Origin of the sequence: Enterococcus mundtii (assembly GCF_002813755.1) — a bacterium.
Lineage (GTDB): Bacteria > Bacillota > Bacilli > Lactobacillales > Enterococcaceae > Enterococcus_B > Enterococcus_B mundtii.
In genome coordinates this window covers 2,295,735-2,320,197 of record NZ_CP018061.1, presented here as the reverse complement: position 1 = coordinate 2,320,197, position 24,463 = coordinate 2,295,735, and the positions used below count along the sequence as shown (strand labels likewise).

Below are 24,463 nucleotides of genomic sequence, written 5' to 3'. Positions count from 1 at the left end.
AAACACAGGATAGAAACAAAATTAATTAAGAAAACTTAGAATTTTTAGCGATTAGCACGTGTCAGAAAATTGACTCATCATTGTGGGCTTTCATAGTGAAAAATGGCTAAAAGATGCACGATCTAATGAAAAGAAACATGAGTGGGACAGCATATTCTAAAACTGAATAAACGGCGGAATAGAAGTTACCACTTCGAAAAATAAGGTACCATCCACAAAAATTAGAAGAACAACTTTCGTGGATGGCGCCTTAATTTTCGAGGTTAAACATTTTTGTCTCGACTGTTGCTTTTATGTTGTGCACTCACACTATAACGTATAGATATTACCTTCTTCATCTTCTATACGAAAATTACCGATTTTTCTAAAATGAAAAGTCTGAGTCGAACCGTCTTTTTTACCAACAATCGTATACTCCTCATTTTCAGTTGTGATCTTGACATCGGTTAACACGATTTTCTCTGGAGATGCGTTTGCTGTATCAGTTTCAGACTCAGCATATGTTCGTGTCCATTCCATCGTGTCATCTTTAAATTTGATCTCTGCATTGGCAAGGTCCATGTTTTTTCGGACCTTCAGTGTATAGGTGCTATTTGTTATATCAGATTTATCCGCCTGAAAAGTGGTCGTATTCGTTGTTTCTTCCGTTGAGTGATTTGATTGATTACAGCCAGAAAAAGCGAATAAGGCAAAAATCAACGAAAAGTAAATCAATGTTTTTTTCAAAATAATGCCCCCAGTTGATTGGATAAAGTGATTATACCATTGAATCCAGCAACATGAAATAAATGGCTACAAAAAGTAAGTTTTTGAAGCGATTGGTGTTTTAGAGTGGTTCTAGGAGAAGTTTGCTGGGAAGTAAAGTAAACATTTTTAGTCTCATTGATTCAATTTTATTATTTATCTTAATTGGTCTAGTCTTTTTTGAGAAAACGGTTTATAATAATGATTGTAAGCGGAGAAAACGTTTGCTGTATTGTGATATGCGACATAAAAAAACATAAATGAAAAGAATCAACGAGGTGCAAAAATGACAACATATCAATTTCCAGAAAAATTTTGGTGGGGTTCTGCAGCAAGTGGACCACAAACAGAAGGACGGATACCTGGCGATCATAAAGGAGACAATATTTTCGATTATTGGTTTTCCAAAGAGCCAGAAAAATTCTTTGATCAAGTCGGTCCGGAAAAAGCGTCGCAAGTCTATACCAAATATAAAGAAGACGTCCAGTTGATGAAACAAACCGGACATAATTCATTTCGGACATCTATTCAATGGAGTCGCTTGATTCCAGATGAAACAGGTGCAGTCAATCCCCAAGCAGTCGCATTTTACAATAGCTATTTTGATGAACTGATTGCACATGGTATTGAGCCATTTGTTAACTTGTATCATTTCGATATGCCGATGTACCTTCAAGAAAAAGGTGGTTGGTTAGCTCGTGAAACTGTCGAAGCTTATGAAACGTATGCCAAAACTTGTTTTGAATTATTTGGAACGAAGGTAAAAAAATGGTTCACGCATAATGAACCCATCGTTCCTGTTGAAGCTGGTTATTTATATCGTTGGCATTATCCTGAAGAGTCGGATATGAAAAAAGCAGTTCAAGTTGGCTATCACGAGGCACTATCTTCTGCTTTAGCTATCAAAGCTTATCATGAAACAAAACAAGACGGTAAAATCGGGATCATCTTAAATTTAACACCTAGCTATCCAAGAAATGAGAACGATCCTGCCGATGTGAAAGCTGCGCAAATCGCCGATGCCTTTTTCAATCGCTCATTTTTAGATCCCGCTGTTAAAGGAGAATTTCCACAAGAATTGATCGAGATCGTAACCGAGCTAGAGATTCTTCCGGACATGCAAGAAGAAGATCTAGCAATCATCAAAAATAATACGGTAGATCTTTTAGGAATCAATTATTACCAACCACGTCGTGTCAAAGCCAAAGAAACAGCAGTCGATACAACAAACGGCCCAATGCCCGAAGATTACTTTGATAACTATGAAATGCCGGGACGTAAAATGAATCCTTATCGCGGGTGGGAGATTTATGAAAAAGGTATTTACGATATTTTGATCAATGTTCGAGACAACTACGGCAACATCGACTGTTTTATCTCAGAAAACGGTATGGGTGTTGAAAATGAAGCCCGCTTTATTGAAGCTGACGGAATGATCCATGATGATTATCGCATCGAATTTGTCCAAGAACACTTAAAATATGTGCATCAAGCAATCGAAGAAGGTGCGAACTGCTTAGGTTATCACATGTGGACGTGTATGGATAACTGGTCATGGACGAATGCGTATAAAAATCGCTATGGCTTTATTTCAGTCGATCTAGCTGATGGCAAACGGACGATCAAAAAATCTGGCTACTGGTTCAAAGAAGTAGCTGATACAAATAGTTTTTCTATTTGATTAGAAATTTGTTCTTTTTTGAAATTTTTTAATTTTAAAAATGATCCCGAGATTCACGATGATCTCGGGATTTTCACTTTTATAAAACATTAATATGTGTTATTTTTTATCTTTTTCTTTAATTTCTTCGCTTAACGTTTCATTTTTTGTATATAATAGATTAGGTAAATTTGAATGGGAGTGGAAGAAGGTATGCGAAAAAAAAGGCCTTTTCTTCTCTTTTGGTTAATTGGCTTTTTTATAATACTTATGTTATCCGCAGTATTTTCTGGTAAAATGACCGCTGATCTTGCGCACAAAGAACCAGAAACAACCATTGCAAATAAAGCTTCAGTAGATGAATTCAAAAAAGAATTTTCAACCTATTGGTGGGCGGACTACGAAGTTGTAGCGAACTATGAAAAGGGAGAATTAGAGATTTATCTGCCAAAAGACAAGGAAAAAAATCAATTCATCAATGTGAATGATGTATTAAGTGCCATTTCAATCAGGCAAGTCCAACACGGAGACAAGCACTTGAGTGTGCTGCTTTTGACCGAAGATAAACAGAAAGTCGCACGGTTAAAAAATGGAAAGGTATCTTCTAGTTATTCTGAAAAAGTAGACCCAGAAATGGTCAATCAACGCTTGACTGAATGGCGGAAGACGACAGAAGAAATCCAAGAAATAACTGAAACCACCACCTCTTCCTCTGAAGAGACGTCCAATACGACTAATTCTAGTGTAGTAACTGGACCGTAACAGCAACAAGCGCATAAACAAGTGAAAAAAGTTCAAATTTTCGAACATAAAAATATTGAGATCAGCTAGTTGAAGAGTTGGCGCAAGAAATGTTCAGCTCTGATCAATAAGGCGGAATCTAGGCAAATTAAAGCAATTTGCCTAGATTCCGCCTTGTTTTTGAAGCATTTACTTTCCGGAAAGCAGAAAAGCATCTGTAGAACACCAGTTATTAATTTATAAAAAAGAGTAAAAAATCAGACTTTTTTAGCAAAAACGAAATGTTTAGGAGCAAAATAGACAGGAACAATAATTTAGAGAGAAGTGGTGACTTTGACACAACTAAAAAAAATTGGCCAACATCAAGTACTCATTGTTTTGATTGCTGGCTTTTTCTTTTGGATGAAAACGATTTTTGCTTACTACACTGATTTTTCTTTAGGCGTAGAAGGAAGCATCCAAACGTTTATTTTATGGATCAATCCAATAGCAACAACACTATTATTTTTTGGTATTTCCTTGTATTTTAAGAAAGTCAGAACAAGTTTGATCGTTTTATTTATCATCGATTTTTTAAACACATTATTGCTATATTTGAATATTATTTTCTATCGTGAGTTCACCGACTTTATTACTGTTAAATCAGCACTAGGTTTCTCCAAGGTTTCCCAAGGATTGTCTGGTAGCTCTTTTTCTCTGATGAAGCCACATGATATTTTCTATTGGATCGATATCGCTGTCTTTGCTTTTTTGCTGATTCGCGTATTTATAAAAAAAATACCATTGAAGGCACCCCCTGTGCGTAAGCCAGTGGCGGTTGCGGTGACTTGTTTGTCTGCTTTGATCTTCTCTGGGAATCTGGCAATGAGTGAAGCGAATCGCCCTCAATTATTGCAACGGACATTCGATCGTTCTTATATTGTCAAATATCTTGGACTTGATGCCTATACGATCTATGATGGGATAAAAACGGGGATCACTAGTAGTGTCAGAGCGCACGCAAGCAGCAATGGCTTAGATGAAGTTCTCGATTACACCAAATCTCACTACGCTGCTCCTGATCCAGAGATGTTTGGACTTGCAAAAGGAAGAAATGTGATCGTATTGCATTTGGAAAGTTTTCAACAATTTTTGATCAATATGAAAGTAGATGGACAAGAAGTCACTCCTTTTTTAAATAGTCTCTTTACCGACCAAGGAACAATCAGTTTTGATAACTTTTTCCATGAAGTTGGCCAAGGGAAAACTAGTGATGCTGAAAACATGTTGGAAACTGGAACGTTTGGGTTGCCTCAAGGTTCGTTGTTTACAGAATTAGGTTCAGATAATGTGTTCCAAGCTGCTCCAGCCATCTTGGATCAGACACAAGGCTATACCAGTGCGGTTTTTCATGGGAATGTCGGTAGTTTCTGGAATCGTGATCATGTATACAAAAATCTAGGGTATGATAATTTCTTTGATCGCTCATATTTCGATGATTCAGATGAGATGCTTGGCTATGGTATTTTAGATAAAAATCTATTTCGAGAATCCGCAAACTATCTCGAACATTTGCAACAACCATTTTATGCGAAGTTTCTTTCTGTCACGAATCACACCCCTTATTATACAGATGACAAAAACTTTGATTTTCCTTCGTTGAATACAGGAAATAGTACCGTTGATAATTATGTGCGAACGGCTCATTATTTAGATCAGTCTCTCAAACAGTTCTTTACTTATTTGAAAGCTTCTGGGATTTATGACCATTCGATGTTCGTGATTTACGGGGATCATTTTGGTATCTCGAATACGGACAATAAAGACCTTGCTTCAGCACTAGGAAAAGATCCAGAAACATGGGGCGATTTTGATAATGCGCAGATGCAAAGAGTACCGCTGATGTTCCATATTCCAGGTTATACAAAAGGAACAGTCAAACATGAGTATGGTGGTGAAATCGATGTTTTACCAACTTTACTCCATTTATTAGGAATCGAGGATAAAAATTATATCCATTTTGGTACAGATTTACTTTCACCTCAACATGATCAAGTCGTGGCATTTAGAAATGGAAATTTTGTCGCGCCGGATTACACCGTACTAGGTGGAAAAATCTATGATACGAAAACAGGGGCATTACTTGAAGAAAACCAAGCAGCGGAACAAAAAGTCGCACAAGAACAAAATCAGGTAAAAACAGCTTTGAGTCTTTCTGATAAACTCAATCAAGAAAATCTCTTGCGATTCTATGTGCCAAATGGATTTACGACGATCGATCCTGCAAAGTATGACTATAAGAATCAAGTGCAACGGAACCAACAAATTGAAAAAGAAAAAGGTGCAGCCTCAACAAGTGTCTATTCTAAAAATCATGATCAAACAACAACCAATCTATACCCTACAGAGGATGGAACGGCGGACAAACCATAGACATGGCTAGATGTCGGTGAAGGAGCAAGCTATCTGAAGGCTTCTTTCACAACCTATGATAAACGGTGTTCAGGTCAAAGCGCTTCTTTCACAACCTTACTAAACTTCTAAAAAGTTGTAATTTTCACTTTTTAGAAGTTTTTTTATTGTTCTTCAAATATTTTTTTTATTTATGCGTACTTAATTAGTGAATGCAATAAATATTTCGATAGTTAGTTCTCTTTTTCGGTTGTTGTTCTGACGAAGAGGATCTTATTGGAAAATGCACACACTAAAGGAGGCATATTATGCACGATGGAGAATTGATCAAAAAATTACGGGTAAGTCGCAAGTTGACACAGTCACAATTGGCAGAGGGAATCTGTTCAAAAACTTCGCTTGTGGGGATCGAGAATCGTACGATCAAAAAAATTTCTTTTTTAACACTGATGGCATTCCTTGATCGATTGAATATCACACTTACTGAATACGAATCGCTACGAAATCAAGTGGAAGAACCACGGAAAACGAGAAAAACACGCAATCTATTGAATAAAGTACAGGAGGAAGATTTTGATCCCTACAAAGAAATTGCCGACAATCGCAAGCAATTTAAGCGAACGGCTGATCTTTACTATCTTGTATTGAATATACATATGTATTGGAAATCAAGTGTGAAGCCAGATATCCAATTGGAATTTTTGGGATATGAGATACGAATGATCGAAGATTACTTTATGAAAATGAAAGAATTTGGTCGATATGAACTAGACTTATTAGCAGAGTTTCCCTTTATTTTCAGTGATTCCTTTATCGAAAACAATTATTTGAAAATTAAAAAAAGAATGCGTAAAGCAATGAAGTCAGGTTATGATCAGTGTTTGTTTCTTTTTTTGAAGAATTTGACTGTCTATTATATCGACAAAAAAAGATATAAAAAAGCACGAAGTATCAATGAAGATATGTATCGTTGTCTAGGTTTGAAATCAAAGACAGCAGTCATTTACGAGAGTTTGATGTCCGATTATTATCGTCGATTGATCGCTACAGCTTTAGGGGAACCCATCAAAAAAGAGGAATTTGAGTCATTATTTGCAGTGATCGAGTATACCTTAGGCAAAGAAGAGCGAGATGAATTAGAAGAAAAACTATGGTCTATCCAAGCACAACGCTAGAGATTTGGTGAGAGCGGCTATTTAGTGGGTATTTGACTTAATACAAAAGGAAAACCAGTCCCTCTAGTATTGAGTCAATACTCTCACTAAACGTGTGACGTATGACCCCTATCAGAAGGACTGGCATATCAATATTTTGATCAAAAAAATGATGCACATAAAAAGTCAGTGATCAAAAAATTCATTTTTTCGCATCTTCTACTTTCTTTGTATCGAATGGCGGAAAGAAACGTGTGATCTCAGTATTGGCTGCATCTCGTGAATCCGAAGCGTGAATGATATTTTCTGTTCCAGGTAAGGCAAAGTCGCCTCGGATCGTTCCAGGAACAGCATCGGCTGCTTTTGTTGCACCGACCATTTTGCGTACGAGATCGATCACATCTTCACCTGTTAATACCAGATAGACGACTGGACCAGAAGTCATATAGTCGATCAAGTCATCGAAAAAGCTTCGATTAGATAGATGTTGATAGTGTTCTTTTGCTAGTTTTTCAGTCATCGTCGCGAATTTCATTTCAGCGATTGCGAATCCTTTTTCTTCAAAACGCTGGATGATTCGGCCAATCAAATGACGTCTTACCCCATCAGGTTTGATAATAACAAGTGTACGTTCCATATCCTTCACTCCGATCTGTTGTGATAAGCTCATTATACCTAGAGAAAGAAAACATGACAAACGAATCCCTTATAGTTTCAATTTTTTTGAAAATGTGTTTGACATTCCAGCCAATAGTTGTTACATTAGGTGAGGAAAAACTGAATAAGATTTGTTAGGTGAGGCTCCTATACAAACATAGGCTACTGCCCAAAAATGTCGAGAGACGCCAATGGGTAGAACAGGAATTGTCGAGATAAGGCTTTTCATAAGGTAGCTAAAAGCTCTTTTGCTTTTTACGTTGTATAGTGCCAAAACTCAACGAGTAGATCATCCATGCTTTTTTTTGTGCACTTTTTTGACCTTTCGCTGAGTTTTGGCGAAAGGTTTTTTGTTTCTCACCAATCTGTTTTTTCAAATAAAAAGGTGTTAGAGGGTGATCAAGTTGGGAAGTTGAAGTATCCAGTAGTAGGCCAAGGAAGTAATTTAAGTAAACGAAAGGAGATGAGAACAAATGGATGAAAGTCCGGTGTACAAGGAGACAAAGGGTTGGTATGTTGAGACTATTATCTATCTGTTCTCAGCGCCTTTAAAACACTCTGTCTCCGTTGATTAGATAAACGATCAAGCGCACAGCGATATAGTATGTGCTTGATAAGATCAAAGGAGGAACACGAGATGGAAAAAAAGAAAGAAACAAGAAAAGTCTACGCTGGTTTTGCTAGTAAAAATAAGCAACAGTTATTTGACTTATTTCAAACAACACAAAAAGGCTTGTCTTCAGAACAAGTTGAAAATTTAAGAGAAACTTATGGAAATAACAGTATTTCATATGGAAAGAAAACGCCGTTTATTGTAGAAGTGATCAAGGCGTTTATCACCCCTTTCACATTAGTATTGATTGCTTTAGGAATTATTTCTTTTATCACCGAGTATCTATTAGCTGCTCCAGCAGATAAAGATTTGTTCGGTGTAATCATTATTTTTGCCATGGTGTTAGTCAGTGGCACGATGACCTTGATCCAATCCGTACGTTCGAACCAAGCTGCTGAAAAGTTGAAATCATTGGTGAAAGTAACAGCTGCCGTAAAACGAGATGGTGAATACAAAGAAATTCCTATGGAGGAAATTGTTTGTGGCGATCAAGTTCGTTTGTCAGCGGGAGATATGATCCCAGCAGACATGCGATTGCTTTCTGCTAAAGATTTATTTATCTCACAAGCGGCATTAACGGGTGAAAGCTATCCTGTTGAGAAACATGCGACTGTGTGCTCTGGAAGAACACAAAGCGAAACGAGTTATGAAAATATTGCATTCATGGGAAGTAACGTGATCAGTGGTAGTGCAGAAGGTATCATCATCTCTGTCGGGAACGACACGATGTTTGGACATGTGGCACAAAACTTGTCACAAAAACCGATAAAAACAAGCTTTGAATTAGGTATCCAAAAAACCTCAATGTTGTTGATCAAATTCATGGCATTGATGGCACCAACTGTGATCGTGATCAATGGATTTACAAAAGGAGACTGGTTAGAAGCATTCTTGTTTGGCTTATCAGTCGCTGTTGGGTTAACACCAGAAATGCTACCGATGATCGTTACGACAAATCTGGTCAAAGGTGCCAGTGCCATGGCGAAAAAAGGAACAGTCATCAAAAATCTGAATGCCATTCAAAATTTTGGCGCGATCGATGTCCTTTGTACAGATAAAACAGGTACATTGACTCAAGATAAAATTATTTTAGAATACCACATGGATTGTGAAGGAAATGAAAATGACCGAGTACTGCGCCACGCCTATTTGAATAGTTACTACCAAACTGGATTAAAGAATCTTTTAGATGTTGCCATTATCGATGAAGCAGTTGAGACGTTAGATACAGAGAAGATTCGTTATCAAAAAGTAGATGAGATCCCCTTTGATTTTGAACGTAGAAGAATGAGTGTCGTGGTGGCTGACCCAGCTGGGAAAACGCAAATGATCACAAAGGGTGCGATCGAAGAAATGTTAAGTATCTCTTCATACATCGACCTTGGTGGTGAAGTCAAACCATTGACTGCTGAACAAAGAGAAACAGTTTTGGCGAAAGTGAAGGACTTGAATGAAGATGGTTTGCGTGTGATCGGTGTCGCGCAAAAAACGAATCCAAGTGTGGTTGGAGAATTTTCAGTGAAAGATGAGTCAGAAATGGTCTTGATTGGCTATCTTGCTTTCCTTGATCCACCAAAAGAAACAACCAAACAAGCCTTGAAAGCTTTGAAAGATCATGGTGTTGCTGTAAAAGTATTGACGGGTGACAACGAGTTGGTTACACGTTCTGTTTGTCGACAAGTAGGCTTACAAATCAATGAATTGATCACTGGCGAGAAAATTGCTGAGATGTCTGATAAGGAATTAGGAAAAGTTGCTGAGGCACATGATGTCTTTGTCAAATTGAATCCGCAACAAAAAGCACGATTAACCACCGCCTTACGTAACAATGGCCACACAGTAGGTTTTTTAGGCGATGGTATCAATGATGCACCAGCAATGAAAGTGGCAGATATCGGTATTTCAGTAGATACAGCAGTAGATATTGCGAAAGAATCAGCGGATGTTATCTTGTTAGAAAAAGATTTGATGATTTTAGAAAAAGGATTATTGTCAGGTAGAGAGACTTTCGGCAATATTATGAAATACATCAAAGCAACAGCTAGTTCAAACTTTGGCAATATGTTTTCTGTCTTGGTAGCTAGTACATTCCTTCCATTTTTACCTATGCTACCGTTACAAATTTTATTTTTAAATTTGATTTATGATGTATCTTGTATCTCATTACCATGGGATAGAATGGATAAAGAATATTTGCATGAACCAAAAAAATGGGAAGCATCAAGTATTGGCAAATTTATGGTGTACTTCGGACCTACGAGTTCCGTTTTTGACATCACGACCTATCTGTTGATGTACTTTGTGATTTGTCCAGCAGTGGTTGGTGGAAGTTACCATACGTTGACTGGCTCACAACAAGTTCTATTTATCGCATTGTTCCATGCTGGTTGGTTTGTTGAATCTTTATGGACCCAAACCCTAGTACTACATGCGTTACGGACACCTAAAGTGCCTTTCTTGCAAAGTAATGCCACTTTTATTATGTTTTCAATTACAACATTAGGCATTCTAGTAGGTTCGGTTCTTCCATTTACTAATTTTGGTGAAGGACTAGGTTTGTTACCATTGCCAGGTAACTATTGGATCTGGTTGATCGTGACAGTTATTGCATATTTAGGACTAGTTACATTCATGAAAAAAATCTATATCAATAAATTTGGAGAACTATTGTAAAAGAAAGTCTTTTCTGCACTTTAGTACGAGGATTTGAGCATCCTTCAGGTAAGATTTCAATAAAAAAATAAACTTCATTTAAATGGTTCGCTTATTCTATAAAATTTTAGTGAATCGCTGCATCGTTCCATCAATAGTAAAACGCTAATAGATTAGGTATTTTAAATACCTAATCTATTTTTTTTCTGCGCTACTAAAAAAGTCAAGTACGCGCGTAAGTTATATTTAAATAATTTTTCAAAAAAGAATAAATTATATTTAAATATAACGGAAACAAGCGTTATACAATATGTTTGAACGATTGTTTAAAAGCAATCTATTATTACCCGTTGTTAGCTATTGTTATGTTGGATAAAGAAAATCTATGATTCGATGAAGAGTCAAAATGCTTGATTTTAAGAAACACTAGATAACGATAAACCATTGATATAGCAGTTCGATCAAACATTGAATCAAATGGATCATTTGTCTCATTTCTTGACTCGCAACGGGATAAGGGGGTGAAGAATGGATCAATTGAAGCAATCCGACGGGGAAATACTCTTGGAAAATACGATCATAAGAGTATGCTGGGAATCGTGGCTTCAATAGAAGCGGGAATGATATATTGTCGCAGTTACTCTAAGCAGATTTAAGCGAATAACTAATTATTAGTGAGTGTAGTTGGGGTTGCGGTCACGAATAGTTGTGCTATCGTTTTAAAAAAATAGCTGTTTGTTTAGATCAGTAGCTAATATTGTTAAGACAGGTAGATAAAATTTTTGTTACAGAGGTTTGAGTAGAAAACAGTGGAGTCTAAAATTGATCCTTTGAGGTCGGAACATAAGTGTCCAAACGAAATAAGCCATCATTCATGAAAAATTGTATTTTACAAATTTTTATGAATGATGGCTTATTTATGAAAATGGTGTTTGGGAATAGAATGTATTCATTTTTGAAGAGATGACGCATGGCTATTGGCGAGAAGAAAACAATTAGAGAAAGTTGATGAAAGAAATTTAACTGTGATTTATTATGCTTGTTGAAGCAAACACTAGCTTCATAGTAAAGCGAGCATGGTGATTCTATGAGTATAAACAAAAAAAGTAAGATTATCATGCGAAAATCGAAATAAAAAAACAACAAAAAACACTCTGGAAAATAGCCGTTGAAAAAATGGCGGGTTCTTTACTACATTATAATTCATGAAAATTTCATCCGTTTTTCATGACAGAAAATTAAATAAGAAGAAAAAGGGAGATCATGCGAATTAGTGACACGTGATTAACGTTGATATAACAGCTTTTTTCACTTTCAAGTGAATTATTAAAATCACTTGTTATTTTTTAAAGTCAAATAATATGCTCTGAAAAAAGTTAATCGTTTTTCAGTAATCAAGAAATATTTTTTAAAAATAACTGGATTTTACATTATACAATACAAAAAGAATCAAGCAAGCAATAATAATTATCAATAAGTTAATTTTGTTGTATGAAGCAGAAGGGAAGATAAAATGAAAAAAAATATTGTTATGTGTGTTGCCGCAATGCTTCTTTTTTCAGGGATAACTTCTCCATTGTCAATCGTCGTGCAGGCAGTGGATGCTGAAAATGATGCAGTCACTCTATCACCCACAACTGAAACAGAAGAGTCGATTGATCAAACCATGCAAAGTGAAGAGACAGTCACACAGACAACAGAATCAGTAAAAGAGGAGGTGAAACAGTCAGAGGCACAGACACAAGAATCGATGACTGAAGAAAAACACTTTACTTTAACTTTTATGACAGATAGCACTCATTTATTTGAATCAGGAGCGGAAGTTAAAGAACTGACAGTTAAGGAAAACGAAAAATTAGCAAGTAGTGATATCCCGATTTTTGCGGATGAGCAACCATTGAACGGTTGGGAAGTTGAAGGCAAACTCTATACAAATGAAGAAATCAGCGAATTAACAGTGACGAAGGATCTGCAACTAAAAGCAGTATTCAAACAACAGGCATTCCGTTCTTTAAAAAGTACAGATGCTTCGATCAAAGATACGATTGCTACAGCGGATAAGACGAAAGTACTTGTTGTACCAAATCCCACAGATAGCACACAAGCTTACCAAACATATGCTGCATCAGATGCCGGAGTAAAAGCGGCATTAAATGATTTGTATCATGCGGGCAATATGCAAGATTACGCCATGTATATTGGATCAAACGTCACATTAACAGCTGCTACAGTCGCTAACAATATTCCAAGTACGGTCGATGCAACTAACGCTACGTTTGCCTCATTAAAAGATAAAGTAAATCAACTAGTGATCACTGGCCATTCAGATGATCCAATCACACAAGATTTAACGGTACCATCTGGTGCAAAAACACTTGCTTTTACAGCGAATGCTTACTTTGGTTCAACGATTACTTTACGAAATATTAGCTATACCGGCTCTTACTTCTATATGAATGGACACAGCTTGAATTTGAATGGAGGAGCAAACGGTAACGGTATTTCAATTTATGGTGGAACCAATTCAGGAGATGTCGTAGGGAATCCGGTGATCACTATCAATACGACAGGTTCTTATACATGGAATATCTTTGGTGGTAATCAAAATGGTGGCACGCTGAAAGGGAATACGAGTATCGTTATCAACAATACGAATAATGGGGGAATCAATACACTAGCAGGAGGAGCTAATATTGGTACCATTGATGGAAACGTCTCTACGATCATCAATAATGCTGGTGGACGAATCACGAATTTGTACGGTGGTGGAAATGGAACCAGTGCGACAAATACAGCAAATGTTACGGGAACTGTATCTACTACTATCGGGATTACCAATAGTGCAACAGGGTTTCAATTAAGTACCTTTTATGGTGGTGTCATCTACGGGAATATTGGTGGAAAAGTAACCAATAACATTTCAGGTTATGGTCGTTGGTACGGCGCAGGGGAACGATTCATCGGTGGGTCCTCTCGAGGAAATATCGGAACCAATCGTTCAACTGACGGAATCGAAACAAATTTGGATAGTAGTTTATACAGTGCTGGACGGGCAGAATTTGAAGGTGGCAATCGTTATACCGGTACGGTCACTGGGAATATCACAAATACGATCAAAGCAGGAACCCCATCTGCCGGTGGAATCAATGACTTCAATGGGGGCGCCGGCAATAACGTTGTTAAATTCAATAAAAGTGGGATTGGGGCATCAAATGAAACAACCTATGATGCGTATACACCACAACAAAGAGCTGATTTAGCCAAAGCTGCGGCAGAGTTCAAAGTCTTCGGTAACATCACCTCAAAATTAGTCAGTGGTTCATTCAATAATGGCGCCATTTGGACAACAGCAGCAGGTCGCGGTGGCTACATCGAAGGCAACACAACGATTGAAGTTGGGACGGCTAATGCAGATGGTTCAATCGGCGGAGCTGGCTTTGCCTATTCCGGATCAATGCCAACCGATTTAGCCTATTCGACCACGAAGAAAAATCGTGGAGAAGCTTCGGTTTGGGACGTTGTAGGTGGAGGTGGCTATCCTGCTTCAAATGATACATGGGACATCTACATTAAAGGAGATACACAAACGATATTGAATAATACCGTAGCGCGATGGACATATGGTGGTTCTTATTCGGGGGTTATTGAAGGAAATAGCTCAAACATATTGAATGGTGGAATCGCTGATACGTTAGAAGGTACGGGCTATGCAGGGACACGTGTGTATGGTAACGGACAAACCATCGTCAATGATGGTCAAGTAGACTGGTTCTTATCTGGTGGCGGATGGGATGACAAAAAAATTGTCGGAAACGTAGGAGTGACCGTTTATGAAGGAGTCATTAATGCTTCAATGGGTGCATCCTATGGCGCAAGTGCTGGACATACTGTTACTGGGAATTCAGATAATCGCATCTATGGTGGGAACTTCTCTGGTACTCCTCGAACTGGTTCTAACGGCTTTTCTGGTGGTATCACAAACTATGGGTCACTACTTGGAAATGCTAGTTTACTCATTGATTTACGAAACTATGACGGTGAATTCAAGTTACCAGGTAACACATATATCACAGGGGGGCGACCATATGGACAAAACACGAATTTGGGGACAAATACGGACAATACGATTACGCTGAATATCTTTACCAAACCAGGTGTGGATTCATTAAATGGTGCGAGCATTTATGGGGATGGTGGTAGTTATGCTACCTACACCCAAAATGGTTCGATCCAGATGAATATCCAAGCGGAGGGCTCTAGTATTGGTAATCTGTATGCTACACAGTATTCCAATATCAGCAGTGGGAAAATTTTGAGGAACGTTACCGCTAATGTTCAAGGAGCTGTTAGTATCAATGGTTTATCCGGTGGTTCAGCCAGTGATAACTTTACGAATACGATTGCTAATGCCAGTACAAACAAAGTCGTGTTCAATTTTGGTGAAAATGTCGATGGTACAAACAGCTATCAAACAGATCCAATCAATCTTACTGGACTAGGCATCGTCAATTTCACCGAATTAAATGTAACAAATGGATTGAAATTAATGGCAAATGGCGGAAATATCAAAAACGGCTTATCTGCGACTGCTGCCAATCATGCAACGACCTATCATTCATTTGGAAACATCCATTTGTCAAAAAATGCTGGGATCGGCGTTTCAACTTCTAGTAACTTAATTTCTGCAGCTAAGTTGACTATAGAGGATGAAGCCACTTTAGAAACGATTCCTGGAACAGGAAAAGTCAATATTTCAGATGTCGAGTTTCCTGATCCTGCAAAAGATGAAATAGTCTGGATCAAGTCAACTACTGGAGATTCAACAACGCAAGTAGATAGTACCGGTACATGGTTCGGCGCAAATAAAGCCTATCAAGTTTTGACAATCAATCCAACGATTGCCAATGCAACAAAGCTAACACCTTTGAATTTCAGAGGAACTGAAAAAGCAACTGGAAAAAGCTTCATCGGGGATAACGATGTCTCAAAATCCGGTAGTGGTTATGGTATTGCAATACCTGGTTCAGTTATCGATTATGAAGTAGAAAATCCTGGAATCGCTCAAGGCGAAGGAAGTATTTTTCATAACGTCAGTGAAGTGAAAGAAGGGAATGCGCCATTAGTCTTGAATGCATGGGGAACAGAAACCGCAGGTACAAAAGTTCAAAAAGGACGCTTGGTGATTCCATCAGGAAAGGGTATCACGCCAAAATTGAGCTTTGCGCCAGAAACACAAACAACTGGTTCATGGTTGTACCAAGCAGAAATCAACAGTTCAAAAATTGGCGACACACCTACAACGATTGCTGAACAAAAAGATTCATCAACGATCGATTGGCAATCGCCAGATAGCGAATACAGTTATGAAGTCAAAGTGAAGTATTCGAATGCTGCTGAGCTTTCTGCTAGAAATGTGATCATTTCTGAAAAAGAAGCACAAGATTTAGTCGATCAACAATCAGTTTTATCATTGATGGAGGCAGAGGGACGTCCATTCTTTACGGATTCGATCACCGCTGATGTAATGGACGAAATCAAGCAACCGCTAGTAGCAGATGAAGTTTCCAGAAAACATGTCATTGATTATAAAGTCGGTACGACGGGGAATGAAAAGGAACAACAAGCAAACTTGATCGTTGTAAAAAATGAAGCAACGATTTCGACGGATCGCAGTTTTGCAGTCTATGCAAAAGATGTTCGGATGAGTTTATCTGATGCCAATGCGTTGACGTCTCAACAAGAGTTGAATCAACGAACACTGGCACAAGTAATCTTAGCCGATGGCAGTGCGAATCAAGTACCAACGTTGACAGACACAACGTTTTTAGCAATCAAGGATACGACAGAAGCGGAAGTTTTAAAAAATGTTTCAACGACGTATAGCTATCGACTAAATGGAATAACGACAGAAAAAATAGTCAATGTAGCGATTACAGGGACTTTAGAACTTAAAGAAGTCCCAAACACGATGAATTTCGAGACACAAAAAGTTAAGACAACAACTCAAACGTACTGGCCACTGATCGAAGGTGGTTTGATCGTGAAAGATACAAGAGGTTCTGAACGGGACAATTGGCAATTGACAGTTACTGAAAAACAACCTTTGACTTCTGGGACAACCGAACTTTCTAATGCACTTTCATTTACAGACGGTACAACGAACACAGTACTCGGTCCAAATGCAGTGATCGTGGAAGAAAAGACACTAACGACAAATGGGGAATATCTTGTCAATCAAGAGTGGGGACAAGCGAACAACAAAGGAATCAAGTTAACTGTTCCTCCGGAAAAACAAAAAATCGGAAGTTATCAAGGAACGTTATCATGGTCATTGGTTGCAGCACCCGGTAACCCATAGAAAAACACGACGATAGAGAATAGGTGAGAAAGATGAAGAAAAAAAGGTGGAAGATCCTTGTGTTGTTAGGATTTCTTTTTACACAAACGCCAATTGGTTTAGCAGAAGAAGAGCAATCGTTTAAAAGTGAGGGTGTCACAGGATTTTATGGCACCTATGAATATCCTGAAGCTGGAAGTAGCAGTTCTGAAGAAGGAGTGGGCGAACCCACTTTACCCAACTCTACTCAAGACGATCAAACGCCCTCTGGAAAAAATGGAACAACTGTGGATCAGCAAGAGGCGATACAAGGGGATAGTAAACAGTTACCAAAAACTGGAGAATACAGGAGTAAACAATTTACGATCATTGGAAGTTTCCTTCTTTTGATCGTGTTGATAATAATTGGTATAAAAAGGAGAAGAAGAGAAAAATGAAAAAGACAACATTGTTAACAGCTGGAATTATTTTATTTAGTACATTAGTAGGAACAAGCACAGTATTTGCTGCGGATGAAACTGCAAGCTATGAGACAAATGGTGTGATCGCATTTGAAGCAGATACCGATCCAACAGATCCGGTTGATCCAACTGATCCCACAAGTCCGGTAGTACCAGTAGATCCAACTGATCCAAATGGGCCAAATCCAGGCACGAACGGACCATTATCAATTGATTTTGCTTCAAGTTTCCAATTTGGTAAACAAAAAATCACTACTGTTACTAAAGATTACTATGCGCAAGTCCAAACATTCACAAATGGTACAGACGGACCTAACTATGTACAAGTAACAGACAAACGTGGAACACAAGAAGGTTGGAGCTTATCTGTCAAGCAAGATACGCAATTCCAAACTGCCGCAGCAGAAGAGTTATCAGGTGCAGTACTATCCTTAAGTAACGGTGCAAGTGCATCGATCATGGATGATCAATACAAACCAGATCTAGTGACACAAAATACATTGACTCCTGGAAATGAATCAGTCTTGATGACTGCTGATGCAGGTAAAGGGATGGGAACGTGGATCTACAAATTTGGTACAGATGCAACAGAAGGCGCAACTGCTGTAAAACTTAACGTGCCAGGTAAAACGGTCAAATTAGCGAAAGAGTATAGCACCACATTGACATGGAGCCTAAAATCTACTCCAGCGCCATAAAAGAAACATGTGAAAAAGGAATCACTTTGGGGGATCGTATGAAAAAAACAGTAAGTGGTTTAATGATCATTAGTCTTTTGACAGGAGTAACGGGGACCGTCCAAGCCGTCGATCAAGCCAAGTATACAAGTAATGGTACGGTCAATTTTATACCTGATACGGAACCAACCGATCCAGTCAATCCAATTGACCCTGATCCAGATAAACCGGTTCATCCAACTAATCCAGATGGAACGGACCCAGAACCAGGAACAAAAGGACCACTATCAATCGACTTTGCTTCAAGTTTTGATTTCGGCATGAATAAGATATCGAATAAAACAGAAACCTATTATGCTAAAGCACAGACTTATGTAAATGACGATGGCACATTTTCGGATCTAGTTACGCCAGATTATGTCCAAGTATCTGATCACCGAGGCAATAATGCTGGTTGGACATTGAAAGTATGTCAAAACGGTCAATTTAAGAACGATGACACATTAAACAAAACGTTGACTGGCGCGGTAATAAAATTGCAAGATCCGGTAGTCAAATCAAATGCAGAAGGTGTGGCTGCACCGACTGCGACCACTGAAATCAGCTTAGATCCAAACGGTGCAGAATCGATTGTTCTAAGTGCTGGACAAGATGCAGGTTCTGGCACATGGATCGAAGCATGGGGTGACAAAGTGGAGACAATCACAATGAAAGACCAAAAAAATAAAGACGTATCCTCAGTGGTTACGAAAAGTGTTTCATTGACCATCCCAGGTAAAACACCGAAAGATGCAGTTACGTATTCAACAATATTAACTTGGAATCTATCCGATACACCAGGAAATTAAGAATGGAGAAAATAAAAATGAAAAAATCACAAATGATCTTATTATCAACAATGTTATTAGGCGGAGTATTCAGCACAGTTAGCGTAGCGGCAGCTGATGGTGGGGAATATACTTCAAACGGTGTGATCAATTATGTACCGAATACAGAGACGACTGATCCAGTTGATCCACTTGATCCAGAACAACCAGTAACGCCAGTTGATCCAACAAATCCTGATGGTAAGCCAAATCCAGGTACAAATGGTCCATTATCGATCGACTTTGCTTCAAGTCTAGTCTTCGGTGAACAAAAAATCACGTCAAAAACGCAAACATACTATGCTGCAGCACAAAAATATAAAGATGCAAGTGATGTTGAAAAAGAAGGACCAAACTTTGTTCAAGTATCTGACAACCGCGGAACTGAAACAGGTTGGACATTGAAAGTAAAACAAAATGCACAATTCAAAACAGCGGAAGACCAAGAATTGACAGGTGCAAAAATCACATTATCAAATGGTAATGTCGTGACTGGTTCACAATCAGCAAAACCAACAGGCGTTGCAACTTTCAGCTTAGATCCAAGTGGTAGTGAATCATTAGTGATGAGTGCGAAAAATGGTGAAGGTGCTGGAACGTATTTGATGGATTGGGGAAATTCAGTGGATACTGCGAAAAATAGTATTGCATTAGAAGTACCAGGCTCAACGACAAAATACGCAAAAGCTTACCAAACAACGTTCACTTGGACGTTAACAGATGCCCCAGGAAACTAATATAAAACAATCTGGTTAAGGCAAGAGTGAAAGAACTTTTTGTCTTGACCTCAAAAAAATTGGTGCAACGCAGTGATATTGGTTACCTTTGAAGGGATAGAACGCTTCTGTCATAGCCTTGCCAACATCTAATTTATCAGGGAGTTAAAAATATTATGAAAAAAAGATTTATCCTTATTGTCAGCCTCATTGTTGCGATGCTAAGTATGGTTCCAGTCCAATCAACTTTTGCATCAGAATTTAATTTTGCGGTTACCCCAGTCATTCCCGAAAATCAAATCGATAAACAAAAAACATATTTCGATTTATTAATGGAACCGGACAAACAGCAAACAATCGAAGTCCAATTACGCAATGACACAGACAACGACATCACGATCGAAACCACGATCAACAGTGCAACAACTAATTTGAATGGTGTGGTGGAGTATGGTGAAAATAAAATTGAACCCGATAATAGTTTGGTTTACAATTTAAAAGATTATGCGAAAGCAGAGCCAGAAGTGACGTTACCAAAACATGCGGAAGTGACAGTGCCAATCACAGTCACTATGCCAGCAGAAAAATTTGATGGCGTCATGGCAGGTGGGATCACTTTTAAAGAAAAAACGGATGACACCCAGGACTCTTCTTCAGAAGATAAAGGCTTAGCCATCAAAAATGAGTACTCTTACGTAGTTGCATTATTGATCCGTCAAAATATGACAACTATCAAGCCTGATCTCAAAGCAACGAAAGTGGAACCGGCACAAGTCAACGCGAGAAATGTGATCAATGTACATTTGCAAAATCCTCAAGCGGTTTACTTGAATCAATTGAACGTAGCAACAACGATCACGAAAAAAGGATCAGCTGAAGTGCTCTACGACAGCCAAACGGAAAGTATGCAAATGGCCCCTAATTCTCACTTTGCTTACCCCATTTCTTTGAACGGTGAAAAGTTGGAAGCAGGGAAGTATACGATGAAGATGACTGCTTACGGTGAAAAAGCTGCAGATGGGGAATACAAAGTTAAAACTTCTAGTGGCTCTGAAGAAATCTATAAATATAAATGGGAATTTGAAAAAGACTTTGAAATCAAAGGTGAAGTTGCTAGGGAATTAAACGAAAAAGATGTGACGATTGAACAAGACAATACGTGGATGTATCTATTATTCGGTATCCTATTATTATTGATTCTTTTATTTCTACTTATTTTTTGGAAAAGAAAAAAACAAAAAGATGAAGACGAATCTGAAAATAAATAATATCAACCCCTGATAAAACAACGTCTGACTGATCAAATAAATAAGATCAGTCAGACAATTTTTGCTTGGAAACGTAGGGTTTCACTTACTTAAAATGTCTAATCAAAAAAGGGGGAGAAAAGTGAAAAGACAAAAAATCGCTATATTAGGAACACTTCTGTTCGCTGCAGTCTATTTTGAATCCTCCATCTATATATATGCAGAAACGATCATTTATGATCCGTTGAATCCAACAGAAGAAATCCAAATTCAACCAGTTACTCCCCAACGACCAGTAACGGATGAGAAAGAAGCAGAGGTTGGACACACCGAACAATCACAAGATACTGCAATCATAAATAACGAAAAGCAGGAAGTTGAAGAACAAGCACAAGCCAAATTACCTTATCAAGATTCTTCAATGCCTAAAAAAAAGCAACCAAGCAAACCCAAATCATTGGATAATCAGGGCGATATTATTAGCCAGATTGCTAGTACATCACGTAAAATAACCTTAGATGATCAATTTTTTTCTGATGATCACTCTCATAGCCAAGTGATGTTGCCACAGTCGAGTGGTTCTGGTTCTGCTAGTTCAGATAATAGTCAGATGGCAGCAATGAGCTACTTATTTTCAGGTACGATACTCTATGGAGAAAAACCAGAAGGTAGAGGAAATCAAAATGTTCAAACTATTTTTAGATAAGCCAGCGCAACGAAAGTTAGAGTTGCTACGTTATTTGGAAGCAAAGCCACTTTTAATTGAAAATCATGAAAAAGTGGTGGAAGAATTGGATATCTCTTATTTTTTGCTGAATAAGTCAATGGAAGAATTGTCACATGATTTTGTGGACTATGGGCTAACGGATGAATTTCAACTGTTTTTCGAAGGAAATAACGTCCGACTGATTGAGAGTGGTCGAGGGAATTCGACGATTTTAGGTGAAATGTATGTCCGCCATTCCTTTGGTTTTTTAATGTTACAAGAAATATTTTTTGAAACGTTCGAATCTGTCAATGATTATGCGATCAAAAATTATATCAGTCATCCCCTCGTTTACCAAAAGCTGAAAGACATGCGTACGAGATTAGCAGATAAAGAACTGACAGTCACAAAAAAATTCTTACTAAGTGGGGAAGAAGGCTCTGTACGTGGATTGGTGACGTTTTATTTCACCAAATTATACGGACGGGCTTATTCGGTTTATCCAACAGAAATCACAGAGCAAGTAGAAGAATTGATTCGATTCCTTGAACCGAAATTCGCTGCTTCATTTACAGGTTTTAGTGAAACAAAACTCCAACATTTTCTTTCAGTCAGCTTGATTCGAATAAAGCAAGGTTGGCGAATGTCCGAGAATAAAAAAAGTCAATTGACATTCAATAAAAAAATGTTACAAACAAATGATTTCTTTCGAAGCATATTTTCCTGGCTTGAAAAAGAGGCAAAAATCGATACGGAAAAAGAGCTATATAACGAAGCGCAACAGATCTTTGCTTATCTTGTTGTCGAAGGAGCAATCAATGAGCCGGAACTTATTGAGGAAGTGACGCTAAAGGAAGTAATCGCGTTGAATGACTTGTTTCTTGAAGAACTTGGGCAAGCATTCATTCTCTCAGAGAATCAGCTAAAAGAAATCAGGAGACAGCTGACAGTCTTGCATTTGAAGATCAAATATTTCAAAGAAGAAAATATTGATGACAATAACAACCTGGATGTCACTTATTTTTATGAAATGTATCCGGAATACTTTTTGTTTTGCAGAGATTACATCCAAAAACAAAAAAAGAACAAGCAAATTTGGCTCGCAAAAGAATTTTTATTTTTTCATTATGTGCTAGTGATGATGGATATATTACCCATCGATCAGCAATTGAAACCGCTCCGTATTTGTATTGATTTTTCCTTTGGACCACAATTTAATGCGTTGATCAAAAATAATATCCAGAAAATCTCAGACTTGAATATCATCTACCAAACGAAGGCAGATGATGAAACAGATCTACTCTTGACAGATAAGGAAATCTGTTCTTTTGGAGACTTGTTCCAAATCATTTGGTTAGTTCCTCCAAGGGCGGTCGATTGGGCCAATTTTACGAATCAATTATTAAAGATTCGTAGAAATAAAATAACTAAAATGAATCCAAATAATTGAGTGCGGAGGGTGAGTGTAATTATCACTCATAACAAAAATGCTTGAGATCCCATTGGTTTGAATGAAAAAACATGATACACTACAGATATTGTTTTTTTGAAAGGATCAGTGGATATGAAGGGTGCAATATTTGATTTAGATGGACTATTAGTTGATACAGAAAGAACTTATCGTGACGGTTGGCTATGGGGATTCAAGCAATTTGATATCGAAATACCTCAAGAAATCGTTGATACATGGGGTGGGAAAAATTGGAAACAAAGCTATGATTTGTTGATCAAAATGGCGGGAACAGCGGAGATGGTACAAAAGGTTCGTGAAAAACGCGAAGAATATTTTTACCAACAACTGCATAGTGGCGCTATCCAATTGAAACCTCATGCCAAAGAAGTGTTGAAAGAATTGAACGACCAAAAACTCATTCTTGGTCTAGCAACGACGACGGTCACAAAACGAGCAACCAATATCTTGGATCAATTTTCTTTGAAGCCTTATTTCCATACATATACTTTTGGGGATGAAGTGTCTGAAAATAAACCTTCACCAATTCCTTATCTAACTGCGCTAGAGCGGTCGGGATTGACAGCGTCAGAAGCCTTTGCAGTGGAAGATTCTTTGGTTGGTGCGACCGCCGCATCACGAGCAGGAATGGGTGTTGTTTTGATTCCAGATTCAAGCTTTGATCGGGCTTATACCGAAAGGGAAAAAGCAGATTTATCGATCTTAGCGGAAGGTACCGATCTTTTGATCGTGTTGGAGATGTTAGAAAAAGAAAAAGGAAAAAAATAAGCGGCTGGAAATCCAGTGCCACCAACGATTTTTTTATTGATCAATCGACTGAGTGCTTATTTTTTTAAATTTCTTGCTTGACTTTTTGTTTTCAGTTAGATAAAGTGTTCTCAACAACAAAATATGGATTCGTTGATAAGGAAAGTAAACTTGGAAACTTCAAAGAGAGGCTCTGGTTGGTGGAAAGAGTCAAGTAAGAAAAGTTGAAAAATGGCCTTGGAGGATAACTTGTCGATAAGTAGGCAAGTTCGGAAATGTCTGACCGTTAAAACGGACAACCAATCTCTCGTCAAGAGATGTTGGATTGAGGGAAGGAAACTTCCGAATAAAGGTGGTACCACGATACGTCGTCCTTTTATCAGTAGATTTATGCTGATAAAAGGATTTTTTTTATATTTTTTGCGTTGAAATAGTAAGTACAAATACATAAACCTTTAACAGAGAGCTTCGGTAGCTGAGAAGAAGCAAGGCGGCATATTTGGAAAATGGCTATTGAGCAATTCACCCCGAGCAAAATTGTGAGATGGTGACGGTCGCAACCGTTAGCTTGCTAGAGTATGTTTGTACTCGAAGAGGAGTTACATGTAAGTGTAACTTGAACA

At 38.0% G+C, this 24,463-nt stretch carries 16 protein-coding genes, 1 riboswitch and 2 other annotated features (1 of these 19 running past the window's edge); of the genes, 14 read left to right on the top strand and 2 right to left on the bottom strand.

All coding sequences use genetic code 11. The annotated features are described in order from the left end of the window. Nucleotides 1–309: 309 nt before the first annotated feature. Nucleotides 310–726 (bottom strand): hypothetical protein, encoded by a 417-nt coding sequence (locus tag EM4838_RS10925; protein ID WP_071867184.1) that lies wholly within the window; start codon nt 724–726, stop codon nt 310–312. A gap of 304 nt (nt 727–1,030) precedes the next feature. Between EM4838_RS10925 and EM4838_RS10920 the strand changes: the two genes are divergently transcribed. The 4 genes from EM4838_RS10920 (at nt 1,031) to EM4838_RS10905 (ending at nt 6,711) form a co-directional block, all read left to right on the top strand. Further along, nucleotides 1,031–2,425, top strand: coding sequence for a glycoside hydrolase family 1 protein (locus EM4838_RS10920; RefSeq protein WP_071867183.1), 1,395 nt, complete (start codon nt 1,031–1,033; stop codon nt 2,423–2,425). Between the two features lie 192 nt (nt 2,426–2,617). Then, nucleotides 2,618–3,166, top strand: coding sequence for a hypothetical protein (locus EM4838_RS10915; protein ID WP_080674330.1), 549 nt, complete (start codon nt 2,618–2,620; stop codon nt 3,164–3,166). A gap of 312 nt (nt 3,167–3,478) precedes the next feature. After that, entirely contained in the window at nt 3,479–5,557 is a 2,079-nt protein-coding gene (locus EM4838_RS10910) for an LTA synthase family protein (protein WP_071867228.1), read from the top strand. A gap of 287 nt (nt 5,558–5,844) precedes the next feature. Continuing rightward, entirely contained in the window at nt 5,845–6,711 is an 867-nt protein-coding gene (locus EM4838_RS10905; protein ID WP_071867182.1) for a helix-turn-helix domain-containing protein, read from the top strand. Between the two features lie 181 nt (nt 6,712–6,892). Here EM4838_RS10905 and ndk read toward each other — a convergent pair whose 3' ends face one another. Continuing rightward, on the bottom strand, nt 6,893–7,327 hold the full coding sequence (gene ndk / locus EM4838_RS10900) for a nucleoside-diphosphate kinase (RefSeq protein ID WP_010734714.1): 435 nt from the start codon (nt 7,325–7,327) through the stop codon (nt 6,893–6,895). A gap of 143 nt (nt 7,328–7,470) precedes the next feature. Next, nucleotides 7,471–7,643: riboswitch (M-box (ykoK) riboswitch) on the top strand. A 341-nt stretch (nt 7,644–7,984) separates the two neighbouring features. Here ndk and mgtA point away from each other — a divergent pair. The 10 genes from mgtA to EM4838_RS10845 all read left to right on the top strand — a co-directional run bounded on the left by mgtA (nt 7,985) and on the right by EM4838_RS10845 (nt 23,861). Beyond that, nucleotides 7,985–10,633, top strand: a complete 2,649-nt coding sequence (mgtA, locus tag EM4838_RS10890; RefSeq protein WP_071867180.1) for a magnesium-translocating P-type ATPase — start codon at nt 7,985–7,987, stop codon at nt 10,631–10,633. A 1,492-nt stretch (nt 10,634–12,125) separates the two neighbouring features. After that, a complete protein-coding gene (locus EM4838_RS10885; protein ID WP_081367444.1) occupies nt 12,126–16,970 on the top strand; it encodes a WxL domain-containing protein in 4,845 nt (1,614 codons plus the stop codon). 32 nt (nt 16,971–17,002) lie between these two features. After that, the gene (locus EM4838_RS10880) at nt 17,003–17,386 is read left to right on the top strand and encodes an LPXTG cell wall anchor domain-containing protein (RefSeq protein ID WP_071867179.1); all 384 of its coding nucleotides are present in this window, start codon (nt 17,003–17,005) and stop codon (nt 17,384–17,386) included. Beyond that, nucleotides 17,383–18,108: a WxL domain-containing protein gene (locus EM4838_RS10875; RefSeq protein WP_071867178.1), complete on the top strand. Its 726-nt coding sequence runs from the start codon at nt 17,383–17,385 to the stop codon at nt 18,106–18,108. The genes EM4838_RS10880 and EM4838_RS10875 overlap by 4 nt, the downstream gene beginning before the upstream one ends. A gap of 38 nt (nt 18,109–18,146) precedes the next feature. After that, nucleotides 18,147–18,935: a WxL domain-containing protein gene (locus EM4838_RS10870; RefSeq protein WP_071867177.1), complete on the top strand. Its 789-nt coding sequence runs from the start codon at nt 18,147–18,149 to the stop codon at nt 18,933–18,935. Between the two features lie 17 nt (nt 18,936–18,952). Further along, nucleotides 18,953–19,690: a WxL domain-containing protein gene (locus EM4838_RS10865; protein ID WP_019724077.1), complete on the top strand. Its 738-nt coding sequence runs from the start codon at nt 18,953–18,955 to the stop codon at nt 19,688–19,690. Between the two features lie 155 nt (nt 19,691–19,845). Then, nucleotides 19,846–20,937, top strand: a complete 1,092-nt coding sequence (locus tag EM4838_RS10860; protein WP_071867176.1) for a WxLIP family cell surface protein — start codon at nt 19,846–19,848, stop codon at nt 20,935–20,937. 121 nt (nt 20,938–21,058) lie between these two features. After that, a complete protein-coding gene (locus tag EM4838_RS10855; RefSeq protein WP_071867175.1) occupies nt 21,059–21,622 on the top strand; it encodes a hypothetical protein in 564 nt (187 codons plus the stop codon). Beyond that, on the top strand, nt 21,600–23,072 hold the full coding sequence (locus tag EM4838_RS10850; protein ID WP_071867174.1) for a helix-turn-helix domain-containing protein: 1,473 nt from the start codon (nt 21,600–21,602) through the stop codon (nt 23,070–23,072). Before EM4838_RS10855 ends, EM4838_RS10850 begins: the two co-directional genes overlap by 23 nt. A 114-nt stretch (nt 23,073–23,186) precedes the next feature. Further along, complete coding sequence (locus EM4838_RS10845; RefSeq protein WP_071867173.1) at nt 23,187–23,861, top strand: HAD family hydrolase; 675 nt, start codon at nt 23,187–23,189, stop codon at nt 23,859–23,861. Nucleotides 23,862–23,984: 123 nt separating this feature from the next. Then, nucleotides 23,985–24,219, top strand: a binding site (T-box leader). Between the two features lie 37 nt (nt 24,220–24,256). Then, nucleotides 24,257–24,463: a binding site (T-box leader), on the top strand (it continues 33 nt past the right edge of the window).